This window comes from Halomonas denitrificans (assembly GCF_003056305.1).
Lineage (GTDB): Bacteria > Pseudomonadota > Gammaproteobacteria > Pseudomonadales > Halomonadaceae > Halomonas > Halomonas denitrificans.
The window spans coordinates 258182-276679 of sequence record NZ_PYVX01000004.1 but is presented as its reverse complement, the minus strand read 5'-3'; the positions used below and the strand labels follow the sequence as shown (position 1 = coordinate 276679).

The following is an 18498-nucleotide window of genomic DNA, read 5'->3' as shown; positions in this document are numbered from 1 at the left end:
GCGTGGGCCCGGCTTTCCTCCTCCGGGGCGCTGTGACACCATCGCCGCTTTCGCCGTTCGGAGTCGTTGTCTCGTGATCGTCCGTGAACGCCCCGGTGCGCTCAGGCTTATTCTGGCCTGGAAGGGCTCGGTGTTGCCCCATATCTTCCCTCACATCCTGCTGGCCGGGCTCTTCGCCACGGCCGTCACCTGGGTCTCTCGCCATCACTACCTGGATGGCATCGTCGAATACACGCTACTGCCGTTCACCCTCATGGGGATCGCGCTGTCGATCCTGTTGAGCGTGCGCAACACGGCGACCTACAACCGCTGGTGGGAGGCGCGCCAGCAGTGGGGGCACATGGTCTATGAGATGCGCAGCCTGGCGCGGACCGGCGGCATCTACCTGAGCCCGGAGCGACGCCGGGCGCTGATGATGCGCGCACTGGCCCATGCCCACCTGCTGCGTGGGCAGCTTCGCGAGGAGGACGTGCGCGCGGACCTGCCGGGCGGGCTCTCCGCGGCCCTGGTCGATCAGGCGCTGGCCACCCGCAACCCGGCGGCCTTCATGCTCCAGCAGACCGGCGAGGTTGTGGCCGAGGCCCGCCGGGCCGGGGAGATCGACTCGGTGGGGGCGGCGGCGCTCGACCGGCACCTGCACGGCATGGCCGGCATCCAGGCCGCCTCGGAGCGCATCGCCCAGACGCCGCTGCCGTTCGCCTACACGCTGCTCGCGCATCGCACCGCCTACGTCTACTGCTACCTGCTGCCGTTCGGACTGGCGCCGGGCGCCGGCTGGTTCACCCCGGTGTTCACCGCCATCGTCGCCTACACCTTCTTCGGGCTCGACCGCCTCTCGGAGCAGCTGGAATTCCCCTTCGGTCGCGAGACCAACGACCTGCCGCTGGACGCCATCTGCCGGGTGCACGAGATCAGCGTGGCCGAGGCGCTGGGCGACCCGGCACCCGAGCCGCTGCGGCCGGCGGAGTTCGAGCTGCAGTAGGCGGCGCTACCCGCGGCTGCTGCGCCCCAACGACACGCCCCCGAGCCGGGACACCGGCTCGGGGGCATTTGTGTAGTGGCCTTGAGGTGGGCTATCAGCTCGAGTGCTCTGGTGGGCGAAAATTCTGTAGAAGAAACCGAGCTTTTCTTGGGTTTCTGTTGCCGTCGGTGGCCTTGGTGAAATAGCCCGCAAGATACTACTGTTGATCATGATGGCGCCTTCCAGTCAATAAGCGAACACGCGATCTAGTCAGTTTGGCCATGAACTTCCGTTGCACCCATAAATAAAAAATGCCCTCGCCGGAGGTCCGTAATGAAGCACCTTCATCGAATGTGTATCGCATTAGCCATGGCGTTAGTTATATCCTCGCAAGCTTTTGCCGCAAAGCAGGTGACCGTAGATAACTATATTCGTGCAGAGACCGACGCAACGCTCGGTAGATATGTAAATCAAGGTGCATTAGGTAAGTTTCTTCACATCAGGCAGCCCACTCCGATCGATAAGCAAGACGTTATTCGAATGAATAGAGATACTATCTATTCAGCAGGCGTCTTTGACTTGAACACGCCTGTCACTATCACTAAGCCTGATAGCGACGACAGGTTTCAGTCTATGCAGATTATTAATCAGGACCACTCGACCTTGGCAGTCAACTATCATCCTGGCGACTACACGCTCACGGAATCAAATATCGGTACCCGATATGTGCTCGTGTTATTCAGAACCTTTGTCGATGCGAGCAGCAATGAAGACATTCAAGAAGCCAATGCCCTTCAGGACCAGATCACCGTTCAGCAGGCAGACAGCGGCAGTTTCGATGTTCCAGAGTGGGATGAGGAATCACTGAGCAGAATCAGGGATGCCGTCAATGTTCTTGCCGCTACCCGCCCCAGTGCAAAGGGGATGTTTGGCGATGCGTCAAAACTCAATCCCATCTCACACCTGCTTGGCACGGCCTATGGATGGGGGGGGAACCCGGACTATGCCGCGATCTACGTCAATGTCGTTCCAGAGCTCAACGACGGGGAAACCCCGTATACGCTGACCGTCACAGAGAAGGTCCCCGTTGATGGTTTTGTCTCCGTGACCGTCTATGGAGAAGATGGCTTCATGCAAGAGAACGACCTCGACGCTTATTCGGTGAACAATGTGACGGCTGAAAAGAACGACGACGGGTCAGTTACGGTGCATTTCGGCGGTGACCCGGAGGCATCGAACTATCTCCCCATTACCCCTGGCTGGAACTATATTGTCCGAATGTATCAGCCGCAGAGCAAGATCGTCGAAGGGCTCTGGACCTTTCCGCAACCACAACCCGTTGAATGACCATGGGGGACGGGTTGGAAAGTCCACTAACTGAACGTTCAATGAGCCAGTCGAGCTGACGCGTGCCGTTTGGCTTCGACATGAAACACCGACACAAGTATGTGATTGTGAAATGACAGGCCTCTGAGCCGAAACCCGGCTCGGGGACCTTGCGTTACTGCGCTGCCGTTATGCCGCGGAGAGGGCCACACCCGCCCTGGGGTGCATCGCCCAGACGCCGCTCGCCTTCACGCTGTTGGCGCATCGCACCGCCTACCTCTACAGCTACCGGCTGCCGTTCGGGCTGGTGCCCGGCGCCCGAGCCGCTGTGGCCGGCGGAGTTCCAGCTCCAGTAGGCGGCGCCGGCCTGGAACGCTCCATCGCCCGGCAGTTCCGCGAAGGGTCGTTTGGCATCCCAGGGTGCAGGTCGGGTCCTCGCTTGGTTATCCTCCACGAGGCTCGAGAACGTCGAGCTCACTCCCTGCAACCGGATTGCTGCCATGTATCGCGCCCTCTTTCGCTATTTCGAGACCCTGGTGAACCCCTACCCGGAGGACAATCGGGGCACGCCACCCAGGGGGTTATTCGCCTTTATCCTGCACTTCTCGCGGCCGGTGCTGCCGCTGCTGGTCGTGATGTCGCTGCTGACGGCGCTGGTCTCGGCGGCGGCGGTGTTCTTCTTCCACACCATGGGCGAACTGGTGGACTGGCTGTCCGGCGCCGAGCGTGAGGGCTTCTTCGCCGAGCATGGCTGGCGCCTGGCCGGTATGGCGGCGCTGGTGGTGATTGGCCTGCCGCTGCTGACCCTGCTGCAGGCGCTGGTGACCCAGCAAGGCATCTTCGGCAACTACCCGATGATCGGTCGCTGGCTGGCGCATCGCCATATGCTCGGCCAGAGCCTGGCCTTCTATCAGGACGAGTTCGCCGGGCGGGTTTCCCAGAAGGTGATGCAGACGGCCCTGGCGATCCGCGAGACGGTGATGAAGCTGATGGACCTGATGGTCTATGTGCTCGTCTACTTCACCGGCGCCATGCTGCTGATGGGCCGCGCCCAGCCCTGGCTGATGCTGCCGCTGGTGCTCTGGCTCGCCGGCTATATCGCCATCATGTGGATCTTCGTGCCGCGCCTGCGGGCGGTCTCCATGGCGCAGGCCGATGCCCGAGCGGTGATGACCGGGCGCATCGTCGATAGCTACAGCAATATCCAGACCATCAAGCTGTTCGCCGATACCCGTCGCGAGCAGGAATACGCCCGCGATGCCATGGAGGGGTTCATGGGGACCGTCTATCGGCAGATGCGCCTGGCCACCGGCCTGACCGTGAGCCTGACGGTGCTCAACTCCTTGTTGCTGGCCGGGGTGGCCGCCATGGCCATCGGCGCCTGGTACCTGGAAGCGGTGTCGCTGGGGATCATCGCCGTGGCGATCGCCCTGGTGATGCGCATTCGCTTCATGTCCGACTGGATTCTCTGGGAGGTGGCCGGGCTGTTCGAGAACATCGGTACCGTGCAGGATGGCCTCAATACCATCGCCCAGGAGCCGGCGGTGCAGGACGCGCCCGATGCCAGCACGCTGACGGTACCGCGTGGCGAGATACGCTTCGAGGCGCTGCACTTCGGCTACGAGCGGCCCGACGGCCAGGGCCGGCGGGTCTTCGACGGCCTCGACCTGACCATTGCCCCCGGTGAGAAGGTGGGGCTGATCGGTCGCTCCGGGGCCGGCAAGTCGACCCTGGCCAACCTGCTGCTGCGCTTCTTCGACCTGGAGGGCGGACGCATCCTGATCGATGGCCAGGACATCGCCGGGGTGACCCAGGAATCGCTGCGCCGGCATATCGGCATGGTCACTCAGGACACCTCGTTGCTGCACCGCTCGGTGCGCGACAACATCCGCTACGGCAGCCCCGAGGCCAGCGAAGCGCAGATCCAGGAGGCGGTGCGTCGCGCCCATGCCGATACCTTCATCGATGACCTGGTGGATCTCCAGGGCCGCCGCGGCCTGGATGCCCAGGTGGGGGAGCGCGGGGTCAAGCTCTCCGGCGGCCAGCGTCAGCGCATCGCCATCGCCCGGGTGCTGCTCAAGAATGCGCCCATCCTGGTGCTGGATGAAGCCACCTCGGCGCTGGACTCCGAGGTGGAGGCGGCGATTCAGGAGCAGCTCTATACGCTGATGGAGGGCAAGACGGTGATCGCCATCGCCCACCGGCTCTCGACCATTGCCATGCTCGACCGCCTGGTGGTGATCGATGAGGGACAGATCGTCGAGAGCGGCACCCACGGGGAACTGCTGGCCAAGGACGGCCTCTACGCTGCCCTGTGGCGGCGCCAGTCCGGCGGCTTTATCGGCGAGGATATCGATGATGAGGCCAAGCCGGTGCAGGCCGAACCGGCCTCCGGGCGCGAGGGGCACGACTGAGGGGGCGAAGTCAGACCAGGGCGGCGTCGGCGCGAGGTTCATCCCGCCGCCTTGCAACGAGCGCCCGCTCGTCCAGCTGCCCGGTATCGATCCTATTTTTTGGAGACGTCATGCCTGTTATTGACCATCAGGGTGTCGCGATCGCCTACGAGGAGGCCGGCGCGGGGCTGCCCATCGTGCTCGTCCACAGTTTTCTTGGCTCGGGCGAGATATGGCGCGCCCAGGTGCCGGTGCTGGCCAAACAGCATCGCGTCATCAACGTCGATCTGCGCGGCCACGGCCGCTCCGGTCATCTCACCGAGCCATTCACGCTCTACGATGCCGTCGACGACGTCATCGCCGTTCTGGATGCCCTGGGCATCGAGCGGGCGGTGTGGTGCGGTCTTTCCATGGGCGGCATGGTGGCGCTGCGCGCGGCGATCCGGCATCCGCAGAGGATCGCCGGCCTGATCCTGATGGATACGGATGCCGGCGCGGAAATCGCCTGGCACCGGGTGAAGTATCGCGCCATGGGAATCGCGGTGAGCGTCTTCGGGTTCCGCCCGCTGCTTCCATACGTGACCCGCCTGATGTTCGGCGCCACCACGCGGCGCGACAACCCCGCGCTGGTCACCGAAACCCGGGCGATGATCGCCCGAAGCGACGTGCCCTCGGCGCTCAAGTGCCTGGCGGCGCTGATGCGACGGGATTCGGTGGTGGAGCGCCTTCACGAGATCGGCGTGCCGGCACTGGTGGTGGTGGGCGAGGAGGACCGCATGCTGCCGCCGTCGCTCTCCCGTCGGATTCAGGAGGGATTGCCGGATGCCCGCCTCACCACGATTCCAGACTCCGGGCACATGACACCTCTCGAGCAGCCGGAGAGGGTCAACGCGGCCGTGCTGGCGTTTCTGAGGTCATTGGCGTACCCCCGCCACCGGGAATAGCTGCTGCCATGTGCTGTATGCGGCTTATTCCGCCAAGCCCGAGCCATCCAATCCACCAGGCGCTGCCGGAGCGAAGCGGCCTCTGCGCCGCACTGTGGCCTCGCCAGTTTGGTGGCTTCATTGGGGGGAGGGGACTGTCGCGACCGATGGCTACTGGTTGTCCGAGGCGAGTCAGCGCGACGCCGGGTCGTGTCGTTCGCGGCTGTCGGCCGGCGCCCGCTCGCGGTCATGCATGCCGTATTCGCGGAGCACTCCGGCCACGCGCGGGCGGTGGAAGCGCCCCTTGCGACCAAACTCGACTTTGCAACCCCGCACAGGCTCACATAGGCTCTGCTAATGTATCTCGCAGGGAGCCAGGAAGGCATAAAGCGTCACCCAAGGACTACCGCATGGATGGCTGCAGGTCGTGAACATGCCTAGGTAGGGGCGGTAGCGTACCTCTAGCCGAGTGTCGCTGTTATCCGAGTGGACTCCGGATGCCGGCAGCAATAATTGGGGGCTGACCCCGATTACCCTTCGCTCCCTTTCAGCTGTCGGTTATTGAGGCGTTATGCAATGTAGAGGATGATCATGAGACCATTTTTTGATCCAAAAGAACGTGGCTGGAAGCAGCTCCAGGCTATCGAGAATCAGACTTATGTTTGTGGTTACTGTGATCACCGAGTTTCTTCTGATCGGGGATATAAACTAGGTGTCCATCCAGACGCAAGCGGTAGCCAAGTCGGCGGCATTTATATATGTCCAAATTGCCAAGGACCTACTTTCGTTTCCGAGCGTAGTGGCCGCTTTCCTACTCCATCTCTTGGCAATTCGGTTCGTAATGTTCCTGATGGACTGGATTCGCTGTATGAAGAAGCTAGAAAATGCACTAGCCAAAGCTGTTTCACTGGTGCTGTACTGCTTTGTAGGAAAATGCTCATGAATATAGCTGTAGAGCAGGGCGCAAGCGAAGGTTTGCGATTTATCGAATATGTCAATTATCTTTCAGATAAAGGCTATACTCCGCCAAACGGTAAGCACTGGGTTGATCACATTCGTAAAAAAGGCAATGAGGCAACACACGAAATCGCGGTAATGCAGAAAAACGATGCATTGGAATTGCTTGCTTTCACAGAAATGCTTCTCAGGTTTATCTACGAGTTTCCAAGTATGGTACCAAATCCTGATGTTGCGATATAAATGCATAGCAAGCAGCTTCACCGGAAAAATACACGCTACGCTCCCATTTTTCCGGTGAGCTGAACATTAGGTTTCAAAACTATGAAAGATCCGTGGGAATACAGGACTAAACCAAGCATAGAGCACATAATCTCTTTGTTTGAAAATGAAGTGCTGGGAGCGTTCTTGGCCGGTCATCTGGTTCTTGAGTCAGTGTTGGTGTTAATGCTCGAAACGACCCCTAATGATTCCGATAAAGGTGGGTATTTTGATTGGAGCTTTTACAGAAAAATTAATGCTGCTGAATCGAGAGGCCTAATCCATAACGGAATGGCGTGTTTTCTCCATGAGGTAAATGGAATAAGAAACCGGTTGGCACACAAATTAGATACACCAATTTCATTTGATGAAGCCTTTTTTCTTGCTCAGAAGGCAGCCGCCGGCGGTGTAGATTTTTCTGATGACACGATTCATTCTGATCGTGTGAAGTCAGAAGAATGGTATGGGATTCATGGAATAGTCCAAGAAGTTTTCCAAAATGCCTCTCAGGATTTGCTCTTCTCGCTAGAAGATGATGATCATATAAAAAGCTTTGTTTCTGCCAATTAAACTCAACAAATCAATCAGCTGCGCGCCTGCGGCGCCGGACAGCTTGCACTGCTCTTCGCTCCCTTTCAGCTTCCGGTTATTGCGGCGTTAAACTGCTAAAAAACAAAGCCCCGAGTCAGTTTCCTGACTCGGGGCTTTTCGTTTCTGCTCTACCGTTACTTCGCGGACAGCGCCACGCTTGCCTTGGAACGGTTGGGTCGGCCGATGGCCTGGGTGATCCAGCTGCCGGTGGCGGCCAGGTCGTCGAGGTCGATGCCGCTCTCGATGCCGAGGCCGTCGAGCAGGTAGACCACGTCTTCGCTTGCCACGTTGCCGGAGGCGCCCTTGGCGTAGGGGCAGCCGCCAAGGCCGGCCACGGAGCTGTCGATCACCGCCACGCCTTCCTCGAGCACGGCGTAGAGGTTGGCGAGCGCCTGGCCGTAGGTGTCGTGGAAGTGGGCGGCGAGCTTGTCCATGGGCACGTCTCGCGCCACCGCCTCGAGCATGCGCTTGGCCTTGAGCGGGGTGCCCACGCCGATGGTGTCGCCGAGCGAGACCTCGTAGCAGCCCATCTCATAGAGCGCCTTGGAGACCTCGGCCACCTTGGCCGGGGCGATCTCGCCCTCGTAGGGGCAGCCCAGCACGCAGGAGACATAGCCGCGCACGCGCACCTTGGCCTCGCGGGCGCGCTCCAGCACCGGGGCGAAGCGTTCGAGCGATTCCGCCACCGAGCAGTTGATGTTCTTCTGCGAGAAGGCCTCGGAGGCGGCACCGAACACCGCGACCTCATCCACGCCGCACTCTAGCGCGGCCTCGAGCCCCTTGAGGTTGGGGGTGAGGGCCGAGTAGGAGATGCCTTGGCGGCGCGTTAGGCCCTGCATCACCTCGCGGTGGTCGGCCATCTGTGGCACCCACTTGGGCGAGACGAAGCTCGCCGCCTCGATGTGGGTGAGGCCCGCGGCGCCGAGCCGGTCGATCAGCGCGAGCTTGGTCTCGGTGCCGATCGGCTCGGGCTCGTTCTGCAGGCCGTCCCGGGGGCCGACCTCGACCAGGCGCACGGTTTGGGGAAATGCCATTTCTTCACTCCTGTCGTGTTGGCGACTTTTCCGGCGACAGGCCCCGAAGTGTCGGACCATCGCGGAGGCGCTGTGGACCCATCCTTGGGCGCTACCTCTGCCATCCCTGGCAGAGGACCTCCGCTTCGACCTGTCCCCGGCGTCGCCTGCCTGAGCGCGTTGTCTTACTCGTCGGCGGCGAAGTCGAGCAGCACGTCGCCCTGGCCCACGGTGTCGCCGGCGGCGAAGTGGAAGCTCGCCACGTGGCCGTCGGCGGGGGCGGCCATGGTGTGCTCCATCTTCATCGCCTCCATCACCATCAGCGGCATGCCCTGCTCGACGCGGGCGCCGGGCTCGACCAGCAGCGCCACCACGGTGCCGTGCATGGGCGCGGTGAGGGTCGATTCGGCCTCCTGGCGGCCGTGGTCGATGGCGTCGATGCGCCGCCAGAAGAGCCGGGTCTCGCCGCGCGGGTCGACGATCACCACCACGTTGCCGTCGCGGCGCGCCTGCAGGCGGCGGCGGTGGCCGTCCAGGGTGATGGCCACGGCGTCGCCCTCGAGCGGGTCGAGGCGCGCGGTGAGGGTCTCGCTGCCGATGGTCAGGTGCCAGGCGGCGTCCTCGCGCTCGCGGGTGCCCTCGACCACCACCACGGCCTCGGAGTCGTCGTCATCCTGGGCATGGGCGGGGTCGCAGAGGGCGATGCGGATGGTGTGCGGCGCATTGAGGCGGAAGCCGTCGTGGCGGTCCCAGGGCGAGTCGCTCTCGCACTCGCGGGCCAGCTGGTGCAGGCCCACCAGGGCGGCCCCGGCGTACTCCTCGGTGGTGTAGCGGCGCGGCGCGAAGAGGGTCTCCTCGTGCTTCTCGATGAAGCGGGTATCGAGCTCGCAGGCCTGGAAGGCGGGGTGGGTGGCCAGGCGCTGCAGGAAGGCGCGGTTGGTGACCACGCCCTGCACGTCCAGCGCCGCGAGTGCGCGGTTGAGGGTGGCGAGCGCCTGGGCGCGGTCGTTGCCATGCACGATCAGCTTGGCGAGCATCGGGTCGTAGTGCATGGAGACGGCATCGCCGGTCGCCACGCCGCTGTCCAGGCGCACGCGAGCCGGGTCGAGCTCGGCGCCCTCGAGGTCCATGGCGAAGCGGGTGAGGGTGCCGGTGGCGGGCAGGAAGTCCTGTTCCGGGTCCTCGGCGTAGAGGCGCGCCTCGAAGCTGTGGCCGGTGATGGTCAATTCATTCTGCGCGAGAGGGAGTGCCTCGCCCATGGCTACGCGCAGCTGCCACTCGACCAGGTCCTGGCCGGTGATCATCTCGGTGACCGGGTGCTCCACCTGCAGGCGGGTGTTCATCTCCATGAAGTAGAACGAGCCGTCGGCATCGAGCAGGAACTCGACGGTGCCGGCGCCCACGTAGCCGATCTCCTTGGCGGCGCGCACCGCGGCCTCGCCCATCTCGCGGCGCAGGCCCTCGCTCATGCCCGGGGCCGGGGCCTCCTCGAGCACCTTCTGGTGGCGGCGCTGCACGGAGCAGTCGCGCTCGAAGAGATAGACGCCCGCGCCGTGGCTGTCGCAGAACACCTGCACCTCGACGTGGCGGGGCTGGGTCAGGTACTTCTCGATCAGCATGCGCTGATCGCCGAAGGCGGCCTGGGACTCGCGGCGACAGCCGTCGAGTGCGGCCTGGAAGCCCTCGCCGGACTCCACCACGCGCATGCCCTTGCCGCCGCCGCCGGCGCTCGCCTTGAGCAGCACCGGGTAGCCGATCTTGTCGGCCTCGGCCCGGAGCAGGGCGTCGTCCTGGTCGTCGCCGTGGTAGCCCGGCACCAGCGGCACGCCGGCGTTGGCCATGCGCGCCTTGGCGGCGGACTTGTCGCCCATGGCGGCGATGGCCGAGGCGGGCGGGCCGACGAAGACGATGCCGGCCGCATCCAGCGCCTCGACGAAGGCGCCGTTCTCGGAGAGGAAGCCGTAGCCGGGGTGGATGGCCCCGGCGCCGCTGCGCTTGGCGGCCTCGACCACGGCCTCGACCTTGAGGTAGCTCTCGCGGGCCGCGGCGGGGCCGAGGCGGATCGCCTCGTCGGCCTCGCGCACGTGGCGGGCATTGGCGTCGGCATCGGAGTAGACGGCGACGGTGCGCAGGCCCATGGCACGCGCCGTGCGCATCACCCGGCAGGCGATCTCGCCGCGGTTGGCGACCAGCAGGGTGTCGAAGGGGGTCGAACGGCTCATGAGCGGCGCTCCGTGGCGGTCGTGTCGGAATTCTGGGAGGCGTCGGCGGTCCAGGCGGGGCGGCGTTTCTCGAAGAAGCTGGCGAGCCCCTCCTGGCCCTCGGCGCTGACGCGAAGCTCACTGATCACGCGGCAGGTGTGCTCGCGGGTGGCCTTGCTGTCGGGCTCGCGGGCGACCTCGGCGAGCAGCGCCTTGGTGGCGCGCTGGGCCTGTGGCGAGCCCGCGAGCAGCGTCTCGAGCATGGCGTCGACGGCAGCGTCGAGGTCCTCGGGGGCGACCACCCGGTGCACCAGATCGAGGCCCTGGGCGGTGGCGGCGTCCATCACCTCGGCGGTCAATGCGTAGCGGCGCGCCTGGCGCTCGCCCAGCGCACGCTGCACGTAGGGGCTGATCACCGCCGGCGAGAGGCCGATCTTGACCTCGGAGAGGCAGAACTTGGCCTTCTCGGAGGCGACCACCACGTCGCAGCAGGCGGCGAGGCCCACCGCACCGCCGAAGGCCGCGCCCTGCACCCGGCACAGGGTGGGGCAGGGCAGGGTGTCCAGGCGGTGCATCAGGGTGGCGAGCTTGCGCGAGTCGGCGAGGTTGCCGTCGAAGTCGTACTCGACCATGCGCTTCATCCAGCCCAGGTCCGCCCCGGCGGAGAAGCTCTTGCCCTCGGAGCCCAGCACCACCACGCGCACCTCGCCGTGGCGGGCGGCGTCATGCAGGCGCTCGAGGTGAGCATTGAGCTCGGCGATGAGGTGGTCGTCGAAGGCGTTGTGGACGTCCGGGCGGTCCAGCGTCAGCCGGGCCACGCCGCGGTCGTCGATCGTCAGTCGGGAGTATGTCGGCGTCATCTCGACCTCACATCCGGAACACGCCGAAGCGCGTCTCTTCCACTTCGGCATTCATGGCGGCGGCGAGCGACAGGCCGAGGACCTCGCGGGTCTGCAGCGGGTCGATCACGCCGTCGTCCCACAGCCGCGCGCTGGCGTAGTTGGGGTGGCCCTGGCGCTCGTACTGCTCTCGGGTGGGCGCCTTGAAGGCCTCTTCCTCCTCCTGGGTCCACTCGCGGCCCTCGCGCTCGATCTGCTCGCGCTTGACCTGGGAGAGCACGCCGGCGGCCTGCTCGCCGCCCATCACCGAGATGCGGGCGTTGGGCCACATGAACAGCAGGTTGGGCTCGAAGGCGCGGCCGCACATGCCGTAGTTGCCGGCGCCGAAGCTGCCGCCGATCAGCACGGTGAACTTGGGCACCCGGGCGCAGGCCACGGCGGTGACGAGCTTGGCGCCGTGCTTGGCGATGCCCTCGTGCTCGTACTTGGAGCCGACCATGAAGCCGGTGATGTTCTGCAGGAACACCAGCGGGATCTTGCGCTGGGCGCACAGCTCGATGAAGTGCGCGCCCTTCACGGCGCTCTCGGAGAAGAGCACGCCGTTGTTGGCGACGATGCCCACCGGGTGGCCGTGGATGTGGGCGAAGCCGGTGACCAAGGTGTCGCCGTAGGTGCGCTTGAACTCGTCGAAGTCGGAGTCGTCGACGATGCGCCCGATCACCTCGCGCACGTCGTATGGCTTCTTGAGGTCGGTGCCGACGATGCCGTAGAGCTCGGTGGGATCGAGGCGCGGCGGCTTGGAGGGCTGCATCTTCAACTCGCCGCGCTTCTGCCAGTTGAGCCGCGACACGCAGGCGCGGGCCAGCTGCAGGGCGTGGGCGTCGTTCTCGGCGTAGTGGTCGGCCACGCCGCTCACCTTGGCGTGCACGTCGGCGCCGCCCAGGTCCTCGGCGCTGATGCTCTCGCCGGTGGCGGCCTTCACCAGGGGCGGGCCGCCGAGGAAGATGGTGCCCTGCTCGCGGACGATGATCGACTCGTCGGCCATGGCCGGCACGTAGGCGCCACCGGCGGTGCAGGAGCCCATCACCACGGCGATCTGCGGGATGCCCTCGGCGGAGAGGGTGGCCTGGTTGTAGAAGATGCGCCCGAAGTGGTCGCGATCCGGGAAGACCTCGTCCTGGCGGGGCAGGAAGGCGCCGCCGGAGTCGACTAGGTAGATGCACGGCAGGCGATGCTTGCGGGCGATCTCCTGGGCGCGCAGGTGCTTCTTCACGGTGAGCGGGAAGTAGGTGCCGCCCTTGACCGTGGCGTCGTTGGCGACGATCACGCACTCCACTCCGGAGACGCGGCCGATGCCGGTGACCACGCCGGCGGCGGGCACCGGGCTGTCGTAGACCTCATGGGCGGCCAGCGCCGAGAACTCGAGGAAGGGCGAGCCCTCGTCGATCAGGTGGTCGATGCGGTCGCGCACGAACAGCTTGCCGCGGGACTCGTGGCGGGCGCGGGCCTTCTCGCCGCCGCCGCGGTGGATGGCGGCGGTCAGCTCGCGCAACTGGCCGACCTCGCGGCGCATGGCGACGTCGTTGGCCTGGAAGACGTCGCTGCGCGGATTGATCTGGGTCTGGAGGATGCTCATGGAACGCCGCCCTTACTTGGATTCGTTGAACAGCTCGCGGCCGATCAGCATGCGCCGGATCTCGCTGGTGCCGGCGCCGATCTCGTAGAGCTTGGCGTCACGCAGAAGGCGTCCGGTGGGGTACTCGTTGATGTAGCCGTTGCCGCCGAGCAGCTGGATGGCGTCCAGCGCCACCTGGGTGGCCTTCTCGGCGCAGTAGAGGATCACGCCGGCGGCGTCCTTGCGCGAGGTGCGGCCGCGGTCACAGCCCGCCGCCACGGCGTAGAGGTAGGCGCGGCAGGCGTTCAGGGTGGTGTACATGTCGGCGATCTTGCCCTGCACCAGCTGGAACTCGCCGATCGACTGGTTGAACTGCTTCCGCTCGTGGACGTAGGGCACCACGATGTCCATGGCCGCCTGCATGATGCCGATGGGGCCGGCGGCGAGCACGGTGCGCTCATAGTCCAGGCCGCTCATCAGCACCTTCACGCCCTTGCCCACCTCGCCGAGCACGTTGGCTTCCGGCACCTCGCAGTCCTCGAACACCAGCTCGCAGGTGTTGGAGCCGCGCATGCCGAGCTTGTCGAGCTTCTGGGCGGTGGAGAAGCCGGTCATGCCCTTCTCGATGATGAAGGCGGTGATGCCCTTGGAACCGGCCTCGGGGTCGGTCTTGGCGTAGACCACCAGCACGTCGGCATCGGGACCGTTGGTGATCCACATCTTGTTGCCGTTGAGGATGTACTTGTCACCCTCCTTGCGGGCGCGCAGCTTCATGGAGACCACGTCGGAGCCGGCGCCCGGCTCGGACATGGCCAGCGCCCCGACGTGCTCGCCGCTGATCAGCTTGGGCAGGTACTTGGCCTTCTGCTCCGCGCTGGCGTTGATCTTGAGCTGGTTCACGCAGAGGTTGGAGTGGGCGCCGTAGGAGAGGCCCACCGAGGCGCTGGCCCGGGAGATCTCCTCCATGGCGATGCAGTGGGCGAGGTAGCCCATGCCGCTGCCGCCGTCCTCGTCCGGCACGGTGATGCCGAGCAGGCCCATGTCGCCGAACTTCTGCCAGAGGTCGTTGGGGAACTCGTTCTTTTCGTCGATCTCGGCGGCGCGCGGGGCGATCTCGTCGCGGGCGAAGGCGTTGACGTGATCGCGCAGCATGTTCAGCTCGTCGTCGAGGCCGAAGTCGAGGGGTTGGTAGGGCGTGTGCATGGCAGGGCTCCGGTCGTGTCGGGTGGCGCGCCTGGCGCTCAGCGCGGGCGCGACGGTCAAACGGGTGCCAACGAAGTGGCGGATGGCACAAGACTAGGTGAGGTTGACGTTAACGTAAAGTGCAGCTGATGAACGCTACGACGAATGTCGAAAGGCGGGGCGGGATGTCGGGGGAAGGGCGGCGCCCCTGGAGAGAGGATAGCCCCGCGCGGCGCTCGCCGCGTGGGCGTCCAGGGAGACTACCAAGTAGGAATCGACGGGTGACGGCGCTCGTCACGTGCCGGGGGGGATGCCTGCCCTCGGGTGGCGGAGGAGCTGACGTCTCAAGGCGAGGCGGAGATCGGCCCCGGGCGTCCGGGGCCGATTCGGGGGATCACTTCGCGGCGTTGGGGAAGAAGAGCTGCTGGCCCTTCACCTCGAAGTCGGCGATGGCGGCCTGGCCTTGCTCGGAGAGCAGCCAGTCGTGCCACTGCTCGGCGAGGTCATGCTTCAGGTGCGGGTGGCGCTCCGGGTCGATCAGCAGGCTGCCGTACTGGTTGAACAGCGCCTCGTCGCCGGCAAACAGCAGCGCGAGGTTCTGGCGGTTGTCGAAGGCGACCCAGGTGGCGCGGTCGCTCATCGCGTAGGCGTCCATGCCGGCGGCGGTGTTCAGCGTCGGGCCCATGCCGCTGCCGAGCTCGCGGTACCACTCGCCGCCGGGCTCGACGCCGGCGGCCTCCCACAGGCGCAGCTCGGCGCGGTTCGTGCCGCTGTCGTCGCCGCGGGAGGCGAAGGGCGCCTCGGCCTCGGCGATGTCGGACAGCGCCTCTTCGATGCTCTGGGCGTCACTGATGCCGGCCGGGTCGTCGCTCGGGCCGACGATCACGAAGTCGTTGTACATGACGTCGGCGCGCTCGGTGGCGTAGCCCTCGGCGACGAAACGCTCTTCGCCTTCGGTGTCATGGACCAGCAGGCTGTCGGCATCGCCGCGGCGGGCGATCTCGAAGGCCTGGCCGGTGCCCACGGCGACCACGCGGACCTCGATGTCGCTCGCCTCGCGGAACCGGGGAAGGATGGCGTCGAAGAGCCCGGAGTTCTGGGTGGAGGTGGTCGAGGCGAGGGTGATGAACCGCGCCTCGTCCTGGGCGCTGGCGTCAAGCGAGGCGCCCATCAGGCCGAGGGCGACGAGGGTGAGGCCGGGGCGAGTGAGGCGGAGTTTGCGTTCCATGCTGAGGTTCCTTCTTGTGGCGGTGTGGGTTGCTGCGTGTTGCGCGGGGCGAGCCGTCACCAGATCAGCTCGCCCCGGATGAAGGCCCGCGCTTCGGCGGAGGCGGGTGCTGCGAAGAAGGTCTCGGCCGGGCCGTGCTCGACGAGCCGCCCGTCCACCATCAAGACAATGTCGTCGGCCAGGCGGCGGGCCTGGTTCAGGTCGTGGCTGGTCATGACGATCCGGGTGCCTCGACGGTGGAAGTCGTTGACCGCGTCCTCCACCGCCTTGATGGCGGCGGGGTCCAGCGCCGAGGTGGGCTCGTCGAGAAACAGCACCTCGGGCGCCACCAGCCAGGCCCGGGCCAGGGCCAGGCGCTGCTGCTCGCCGCCGGAGAGCACCCGGGCCGGACGCGCCTCCAGGGCGGCCAGGCCGAAGCGCGACAGCGCCTCGCGGGCCAGCAGCTTGCGCCGGCGGCGGGGCGTGCCGGCGACCGCCAGGGCATAGGTGAGGTTGGCCAGGGCCGAGCGGCGCAGCAGCACCGGGCGCTGGAAGACCATGGCCTGGCGCGGCGGGCGCCCCTCCCAGCGTACCCGGCCCTCGGTGGGGGCGAGCAGGCCGTGGGCGAGGCGCATCAGCAGGCTCTTGCCGGCGCCGTTGGGGCCCATCACCAGGGTGCGCCGGCAGCCGGTGAGGCGCAGGTCGACGGGATGCAGCAGCGGCTGGCCGCGGTGGCGAAAGCCGACGCCCTCGAGGGAAAGCGCGGGAATGGCCGTGACGTCCAGGCGGGTCCACTCGTTCATCCCACCCGCCTCCGCGCCGTCTCGCCGACCAGGTGGGCGGCGGCGTTGACCAGCGCCACCAGGGCGAGCAGCACGATGCCGAGCCCCAGCGCCAGGGGCAGGTCGCCCTTGCTGGTCTCCAGCACGATGGCGGTGGTCATCACCCGGGTTACGCCGTCGATGTTGCCGCCGACGATCATCACCGCGCCGACCTCGGCGCTGGCGCGGCCGAAGCCGGCGAGCAGCACGGTGGCCAGGCCGAAGCGGGCGTCCCACAGCAGGGTGGGGATGCGCCGGGCCCGGGAGACGCCCATCGAGGTGAGCTGCTCACGGTAGTCGCCGTGGAGCTCCTCGACCTGCTGGCGGGTCAGGGCGGCGATGATCGGCAGCACCAGGATCACCTGGGCGATCACCATGGCGCCGGGGGTGAACAGCAGGCCGAGCTCGCCCAGCGGGCCGGCGCGGGAGAGCAGCAGGTAGACCGCGAGCCCCGCGACCACCGGCGGCAGCCCCATCAGGGCGTTGAGCGCCACGATCAGCACCCCGCGGCCGGGGAAGCGCCACAGCGCGATCGCCGCGCCCAGCGGCAGGGCGATCAGCGCGGCGATCAGCACGGCGGTGAACGAGACCTTGAGCGACAGCGTGACGATCCCGATCAGGTCGGGATCGAGCCCCAGGATCAGGGCGAGGGCGGTCTGGAAGGCGTTGGCGTCGTCGGGCATCGGGCTCTCCTGCACTCTCCTGGCATCTTGTGCGTTAAACGCCGCCAATGCACCCGGTACGGGAATTCATGCAGTAAGATGCAGGAAAACGACTAGCCCAGCCTGTACCTGGACAAGGGGAACCCATGACACTCGGCCCGCACCACGCCTATCTGACCACTGCCGAGGTGGCCGACTACCTGCGCCTCAAGGAGCGCAAGGTCTACGACCTGGTGCGCCAGGGCGGTATCCCCTGCATGCGGGTGACCGGCAAGCTGCTCTTCCCGCGCCAGGCCATCGACCTGTGGCTGATGAGCCACCTGGAGGGTGATCGGGCGAGCAGCCGCCCCGTGCCCCTGGTGCTCGCCGGCAGCCAGGACCCGCTGCTGGAGTGGGCGGTGCGCGAGAGCGGCGCGGGCCTGGCGCTGCTCTGCCACGGCAGCGGCGATGGCGTGCGCCGTCTGCTCTCGGGCGAGGCGATGGTGGCGGGGCTGCACCTGCTGGACGAGCACCGCGGCGACTACAACCGACCCGAGGCGCTGGGGCTCGCCGGCATGCGCGACCTGGTGACGGTGCGCTGGGCGACGCGTCGCCAGGGGCTCTTGCTGGCGCCGGACAACCCGCTGGGCATCGCGGGCCTCGGCGACCTGGCGGACCAGCGGGTGCGGGTCGCCCATCGCCAGCCGGATGCCGGCGCCCATCGGCTGCTGACCTGGCTGCTGGGGCGGGCGGGCATCGAGCCGGGCGCGCTGTGCTTCGCCGACCATCCGTCGCTCTCCGAGGACGACCTGGCGCTGGCAATCCGCCAGGGCGAGGCGGATGCGGGGCTGGGGGTGGAGGCCGCGGCCCGCCGCCAGGGCCTCGCCTTCGTTCCGCTCCACGAGGAGGCGTTCGACCTGGCCCTGCGCCGGCGCAGCTACTTCGAGGCGCCGATCCAGCGCCTGCTCGCCTTCGCCCGGGAACCCCGCTTCGCCGAGCGGGCCGCCGCCCTCGGCGGCTACGACATCACGGCACTCGGGCGGGTGGTGCACAACGCCTGAGCAGGCGGGCAGGCGCCGCCCTCACCATCCCAGCCAGCGGCGCAGCCGCTGCCCCGTCGTCGGCGCGCGGTGCTCGGAGGCCGGGCTCGCCTTCCCCGAGAGCCGCGCCGCGGCCTCCTTCAGCGGCGCGATGATGGCCTCCAGATGGTGCTGGCAGAGCGGACGGTTGAGGGCGCCGGGACACTGGGCCATCAGCAGGCCGCAGTGGTAGAAGGCGGTGTCCAGGCAGGGGGAGACGTCCTTCATGGGGCCGGCCTGCCGACGGCAGCGCTGGAGCTCGCCAAGCAGCAGGCTCATGGTCTGCGCGTCCAGCCAGCAGGGCGTGTCGTCCTGCCGGGTGGAGCAGGTCACCGAGTGCTGGATCGCCTGGAAGGAGACCTGCAGGAAGACGCAGGCGTAGTAGAGCTGGGAGCGTTCCGCGGTCATAGCGCACCATGAGGCTCAAATGAGAGTGAATATCATTCTGGCCATTGGGGCGGAGAAGTCAACCAGAGGCGGCCTACAGG

16 protein-coding genes are annotated in these 18498 nt (G+C 66.3%); 7 read left to right on the top strand and 9 right to left on the bottom strand.

Going from position 1 to position 18498, the window contains the following annotated elements:
- Positions 1-73: 73 nt before the first annotated feature.
- The 6 genes from C9F13_RS12980 to C9F13_RS17590 all read left to right on the top strand — a co-directional run bounded on the left by C9F13_RS12980 (position 74) and on the right by C9F13_RS17590 (position 7391).
- Positions 74-982, top strand: a complete 909-nt coding sequence (locus tag C9F13_RS12980) for a bestrophin family protein (protein WP_108446683.1) — start codon at positions 74-76, stop codon at positions 980-982.
- A gap of 312 nt (positions 983-1294) precedes the next feature.
- A complete protein-coding gene (locus C9F13_RS12975; protein ID WP_108446682.1) occupies positions 1295-2308 on the top strand; it encodes a DUF1214 domain-containing protein in 1014 nt (337 codons plus the stop codon).
- 479 nt (positions 2309-2787) lie between these two features.
- Complete coding sequence (locus C9F13_RS12970) at positions 2788-4701, top strand: ABC transporter ATP-binding protein (RefSeq protein WP_108446681.1); 1914 nt, start codon at positions 2788-2790, stop codon at positions 4699-4701.
- A gap of 110 nt (positions 4702-4811) precedes the next feature.
- Positions 4812-5624: an alpha/beta fold hydrolase gene (locus C9F13_RS12965; RefSeq protein ID WP_108446680.1), complete on the top strand. Its 813-nt coding sequence runs from the start codon at positions 4812-4814 to the stop codon at positions 5622-5624.
- A 570-nt stretch (positions 5625-6194) separates the two neighbouring features.
- The gene (locus C9F13_RS12960) at positions 6195-6803 is read left to right on the top strand and encodes a DUF4145 domain-containing protein (RefSeq protein ID WP_157955202.1); all 609 of its coding nucleotides are present in this window, start codon (positions 6195-6197) and stop codon (positions 6801-6803) included.
- Positions 6804-6884: 81 nt separating this feature from the next.
- A complete protein-coding gene (locus C9F13_RS17590) occupies positions 6885-7391 on the top strand; it encodes a hypothetical protein (RefSeq protein ID WP_170121152.1) in 507 nt (168 codons plus the stop codon).
- A 155-nt stretch (positions 7392-7546) separates the two neighbouring features.
- On the opposite strand, the gene C9F13_RS12950 is transcribed toward C9F13_RS17590, so the two are convergent.
- The 8 genes from C9F13_RS12950 to C9F13_RS12915 form a co-directional block, all read right to left on the bottom strand.
- Positions 7547-8446, bottom strand: a complete 900-nt coding sequence (locus tag C9F13_RS12950) for a hydroxymethylglutaryl-CoA lyase (protein ID WP_108446677.1) — start codon at positions 8444-8446, stop codon at positions 7547-7549.
- A gap of 164 nt (positions 8447-8610) precedes the next feature.
- The gene (locus C9F13_RS12945) at positions 8611-10647 is read right to left on the bottom strand and encodes an acetyl/propionyl/methylcrotonyl-CoA carboxylase subunit alpha (RefSeq protein WP_108446676.1); all 2037 of its coding nucleotides are present in this window, start codon (positions 10645-10647) and stop codon (positions 8611-8613) included.
- The gene (locus tag C9F13_RS12940; protein ID WP_108446675.1) at positions 10644-11486 is read right to left on the bottom strand and encodes an enoyl-CoA hydratase/isomerase family protein; all 843 of its coding nucleotides are present in this window, start codon (positions 11484-11486) and stop codon (positions 10644-10646) included. Before C9F13_RS12940 ends, C9F13_RS12945 begins: the two co-directional genes overlap by 4 nt.
- Positions 11487-11493: 7 nt before the next feature.
- Entirely contained in the window at positions 11494-13101 is a 1608-nt protein-coding gene (locus tag C9F13_RS12935; protein WP_108446674.1) for a carboxyl transferase domain-containing protein, read from the bottom strand.
- Between the two features lie 12 nt (positions 13102-13113).
- Positions 13114-14283 (bottom strand): isovaleryl-CoA dehydrogenase, encoded by a 1170-nt coding sequence (locus C9F13_RS12930; protein WP_108446673.1) that lies wholly within the window; start codon positions 14281-14283, stop codon positions 13114-13116.
- Between the two features lie 373 nt (positions 14284-14656).
- Positions 14657-15490 carry an ABC transporter substrate-binding protein gene (locus C9F13_RS12925; protein WP_211310965.1) on the bottom strand — a complete coding sequence of 278 codons (834 nt, stop codon included), beginning with the start codon at positions 15488-15490 and terminating at the stop codon, positions 14657-14659.
- A 56-nt stretch (positions 15491-15546) separates the two neighbouring features.
- Positions 15547-16272 carry an ATP-binding cassette domain-containing protein gene (locus C9F13_RS12920; protein ID WP_108446672.1) on the bottom strand — a complete coding sequence of 242 codons (726 nt, stop codon included), beginning with the start codon at positions 16270-16272 and terminating at the stop codon, positions 15547-15549.
- Entirely contained in the window at positions 16269-16973 is a 705-nt protein-coding gene (locus C9F13_RS12915) for an ABC transporter permease (RefSeq protein WP_108446671.1), read from the bottom strand. The genes C9F13_RS12920 and C9F13_RS12915 overlap by 4 nt, the downstream gene beginning before the upstream one ends.
- A 125-nt stretch (positions 16974-17098) precedes the next feature.
- On the opposite strand from C9F13_RS12915, the gene C9F13_RS12910 reads away from it, so the two are divergent.
- Positions 17099-17992: a helix-turn-helix transcriptional regulator gene (locus C9F13_RS12910; RefSeq protein ID WP_108446670.1), complete on the top strand. Its 894-nt coding sequence runs from the start codon at positions 17099-17101 to the stop codon at positions 17990-17992.
- 21 nt (positions 17993-18013) lie between these two features.
- On the opposite strand, the gene C9F13_RS12905 is transcribed toward C9F13_RS12910, so the two are convergent.
- Positions 18014-18418 (bottom strand): hypothetical protein, encoded by a 405-nt coding sequence (locus C9F13_RS12905; RefSeq protein WP_108446669.1) that lies wholly within the window; start codon positions 18416-18418, stop codon positions 18014-18016.
- Positions 18419-18498: the final 80 nt, after the last annotated feature.

What these genes read in the sequence shown, in the direction of transcription:
- C9F13_RS12910 (WP_108446670.1), top strand. Translation starts at nt 17,099, where the DNA reads ATGACACTCGGCCCGCACCACGCCTATCTGACCACTGCCGAGGTGGCC.
- C9F13_RS12905 (WP_108446669.1), bottom strand. Translation starts at nt 18,418, where the DNA reads ATGACCGCGGAACGCTCCCAGCTCTACTACGCCTGCGTCTTCCTGCAG.
- C9F13_RS12935 (WP_108446674.1), bottom strand. Translation starts at nt 13,101, where the DNA reads ATGAGCATCCTCCAGACCCAGATCAATCCGCGCAGCGACGTCTTCCAG.
- C9F13_RS12940 (WP_108446675.1), bottom strand. Translation starts at nt 11,486, where the DNA reads ATGACGCCGACATACTCCCGACTGACGATCGACGACCGCGGCGTGGCC.
- C9F13_RS12950 (WP_108446677.1), bottom strand. Translation starts at nt 8,446, where the DNA reads ATGGCATTTCCCCAAACCGTGCGCCTGGTCGAGGTCGGCCCCCGGGAC.
- C9F13_RS12915 (WP_108446671.1), bottom strand. Translation starts at nt 16,973, where the DNA reads ATGCCCGACGACGCCAACGCCTTCCAGACCGCCCTCGCCCTGATCCTG.
- C9F13_RS17590 (WP_170121152.1), top strand. Translation starts at nt 6,885, where the DNA reads ATGAAAGATCCGTGGGAATACAGGACTAAACCAAGCATAGAGCACATA.
- C9F13_RS12965 (WP_108446680.1), top strand. Translation starts at nt 4,812, where the DNA reads ATGCCTGTTATTGACCATCAGGGTGTCGCGATCGCCTACGAGGAGGCC.
- C9F13_RS12960 (WP_157955202.1), top strand. Translation starts at nt 6,195, where the DNA reads ATGAGACCATTTTTTGATCCAAAAGAACGTGGCTGGAAGCAGCTCCAG.
- C9F13_RS12925 (WP_211310965.1), bottom strand. Translation starts at nt 15,490, where the DNA reads ATGGAACGCAAACTCCGCCTCACTCGCCCCGGCCTCACCCTCGTCGCC.
- C9F13_RS12930 (WP_108446673.1), bottom strand. Translation starts at nt 14,283, where the DNA reads ATGCACACGCCCTACCAACCCCTCGACTTCGGCCTCGACGACGAGCTG.
- C9F13_RS12945 (WP_108446676.1), bottom strand. Translation starts at nt 10,647, where the DNA reads ATGAGCCGTTCGACCCCCTTCGACACCCTGCTGGTCGCCAACCGCGGC.
- C9F13_RS12975 (WP_108446682.1), top strand. Translation starts at nt 1,295, where the DNA reads ATGAAGCACCTTCATCGAATGTGTATCGCATTAGCCATGGCGTTAGTT.
- C9F13_RS12970 (WP_108446681.1), top strand. Translation starts at nt 2,788, where the DNA reads ATGTATCGCGCCCTCTTTCGCTATTTCGAGACCCTGGTGAACCCCTAC.
- C9F13_RS12920 (WP_108446672.1), bottom strand. Translation starts at nt 16,272, where the DNA reads ATGAACGAGTGGACCCGCCTGGACGTCACGGCCATTCCCGCGCTTTCC.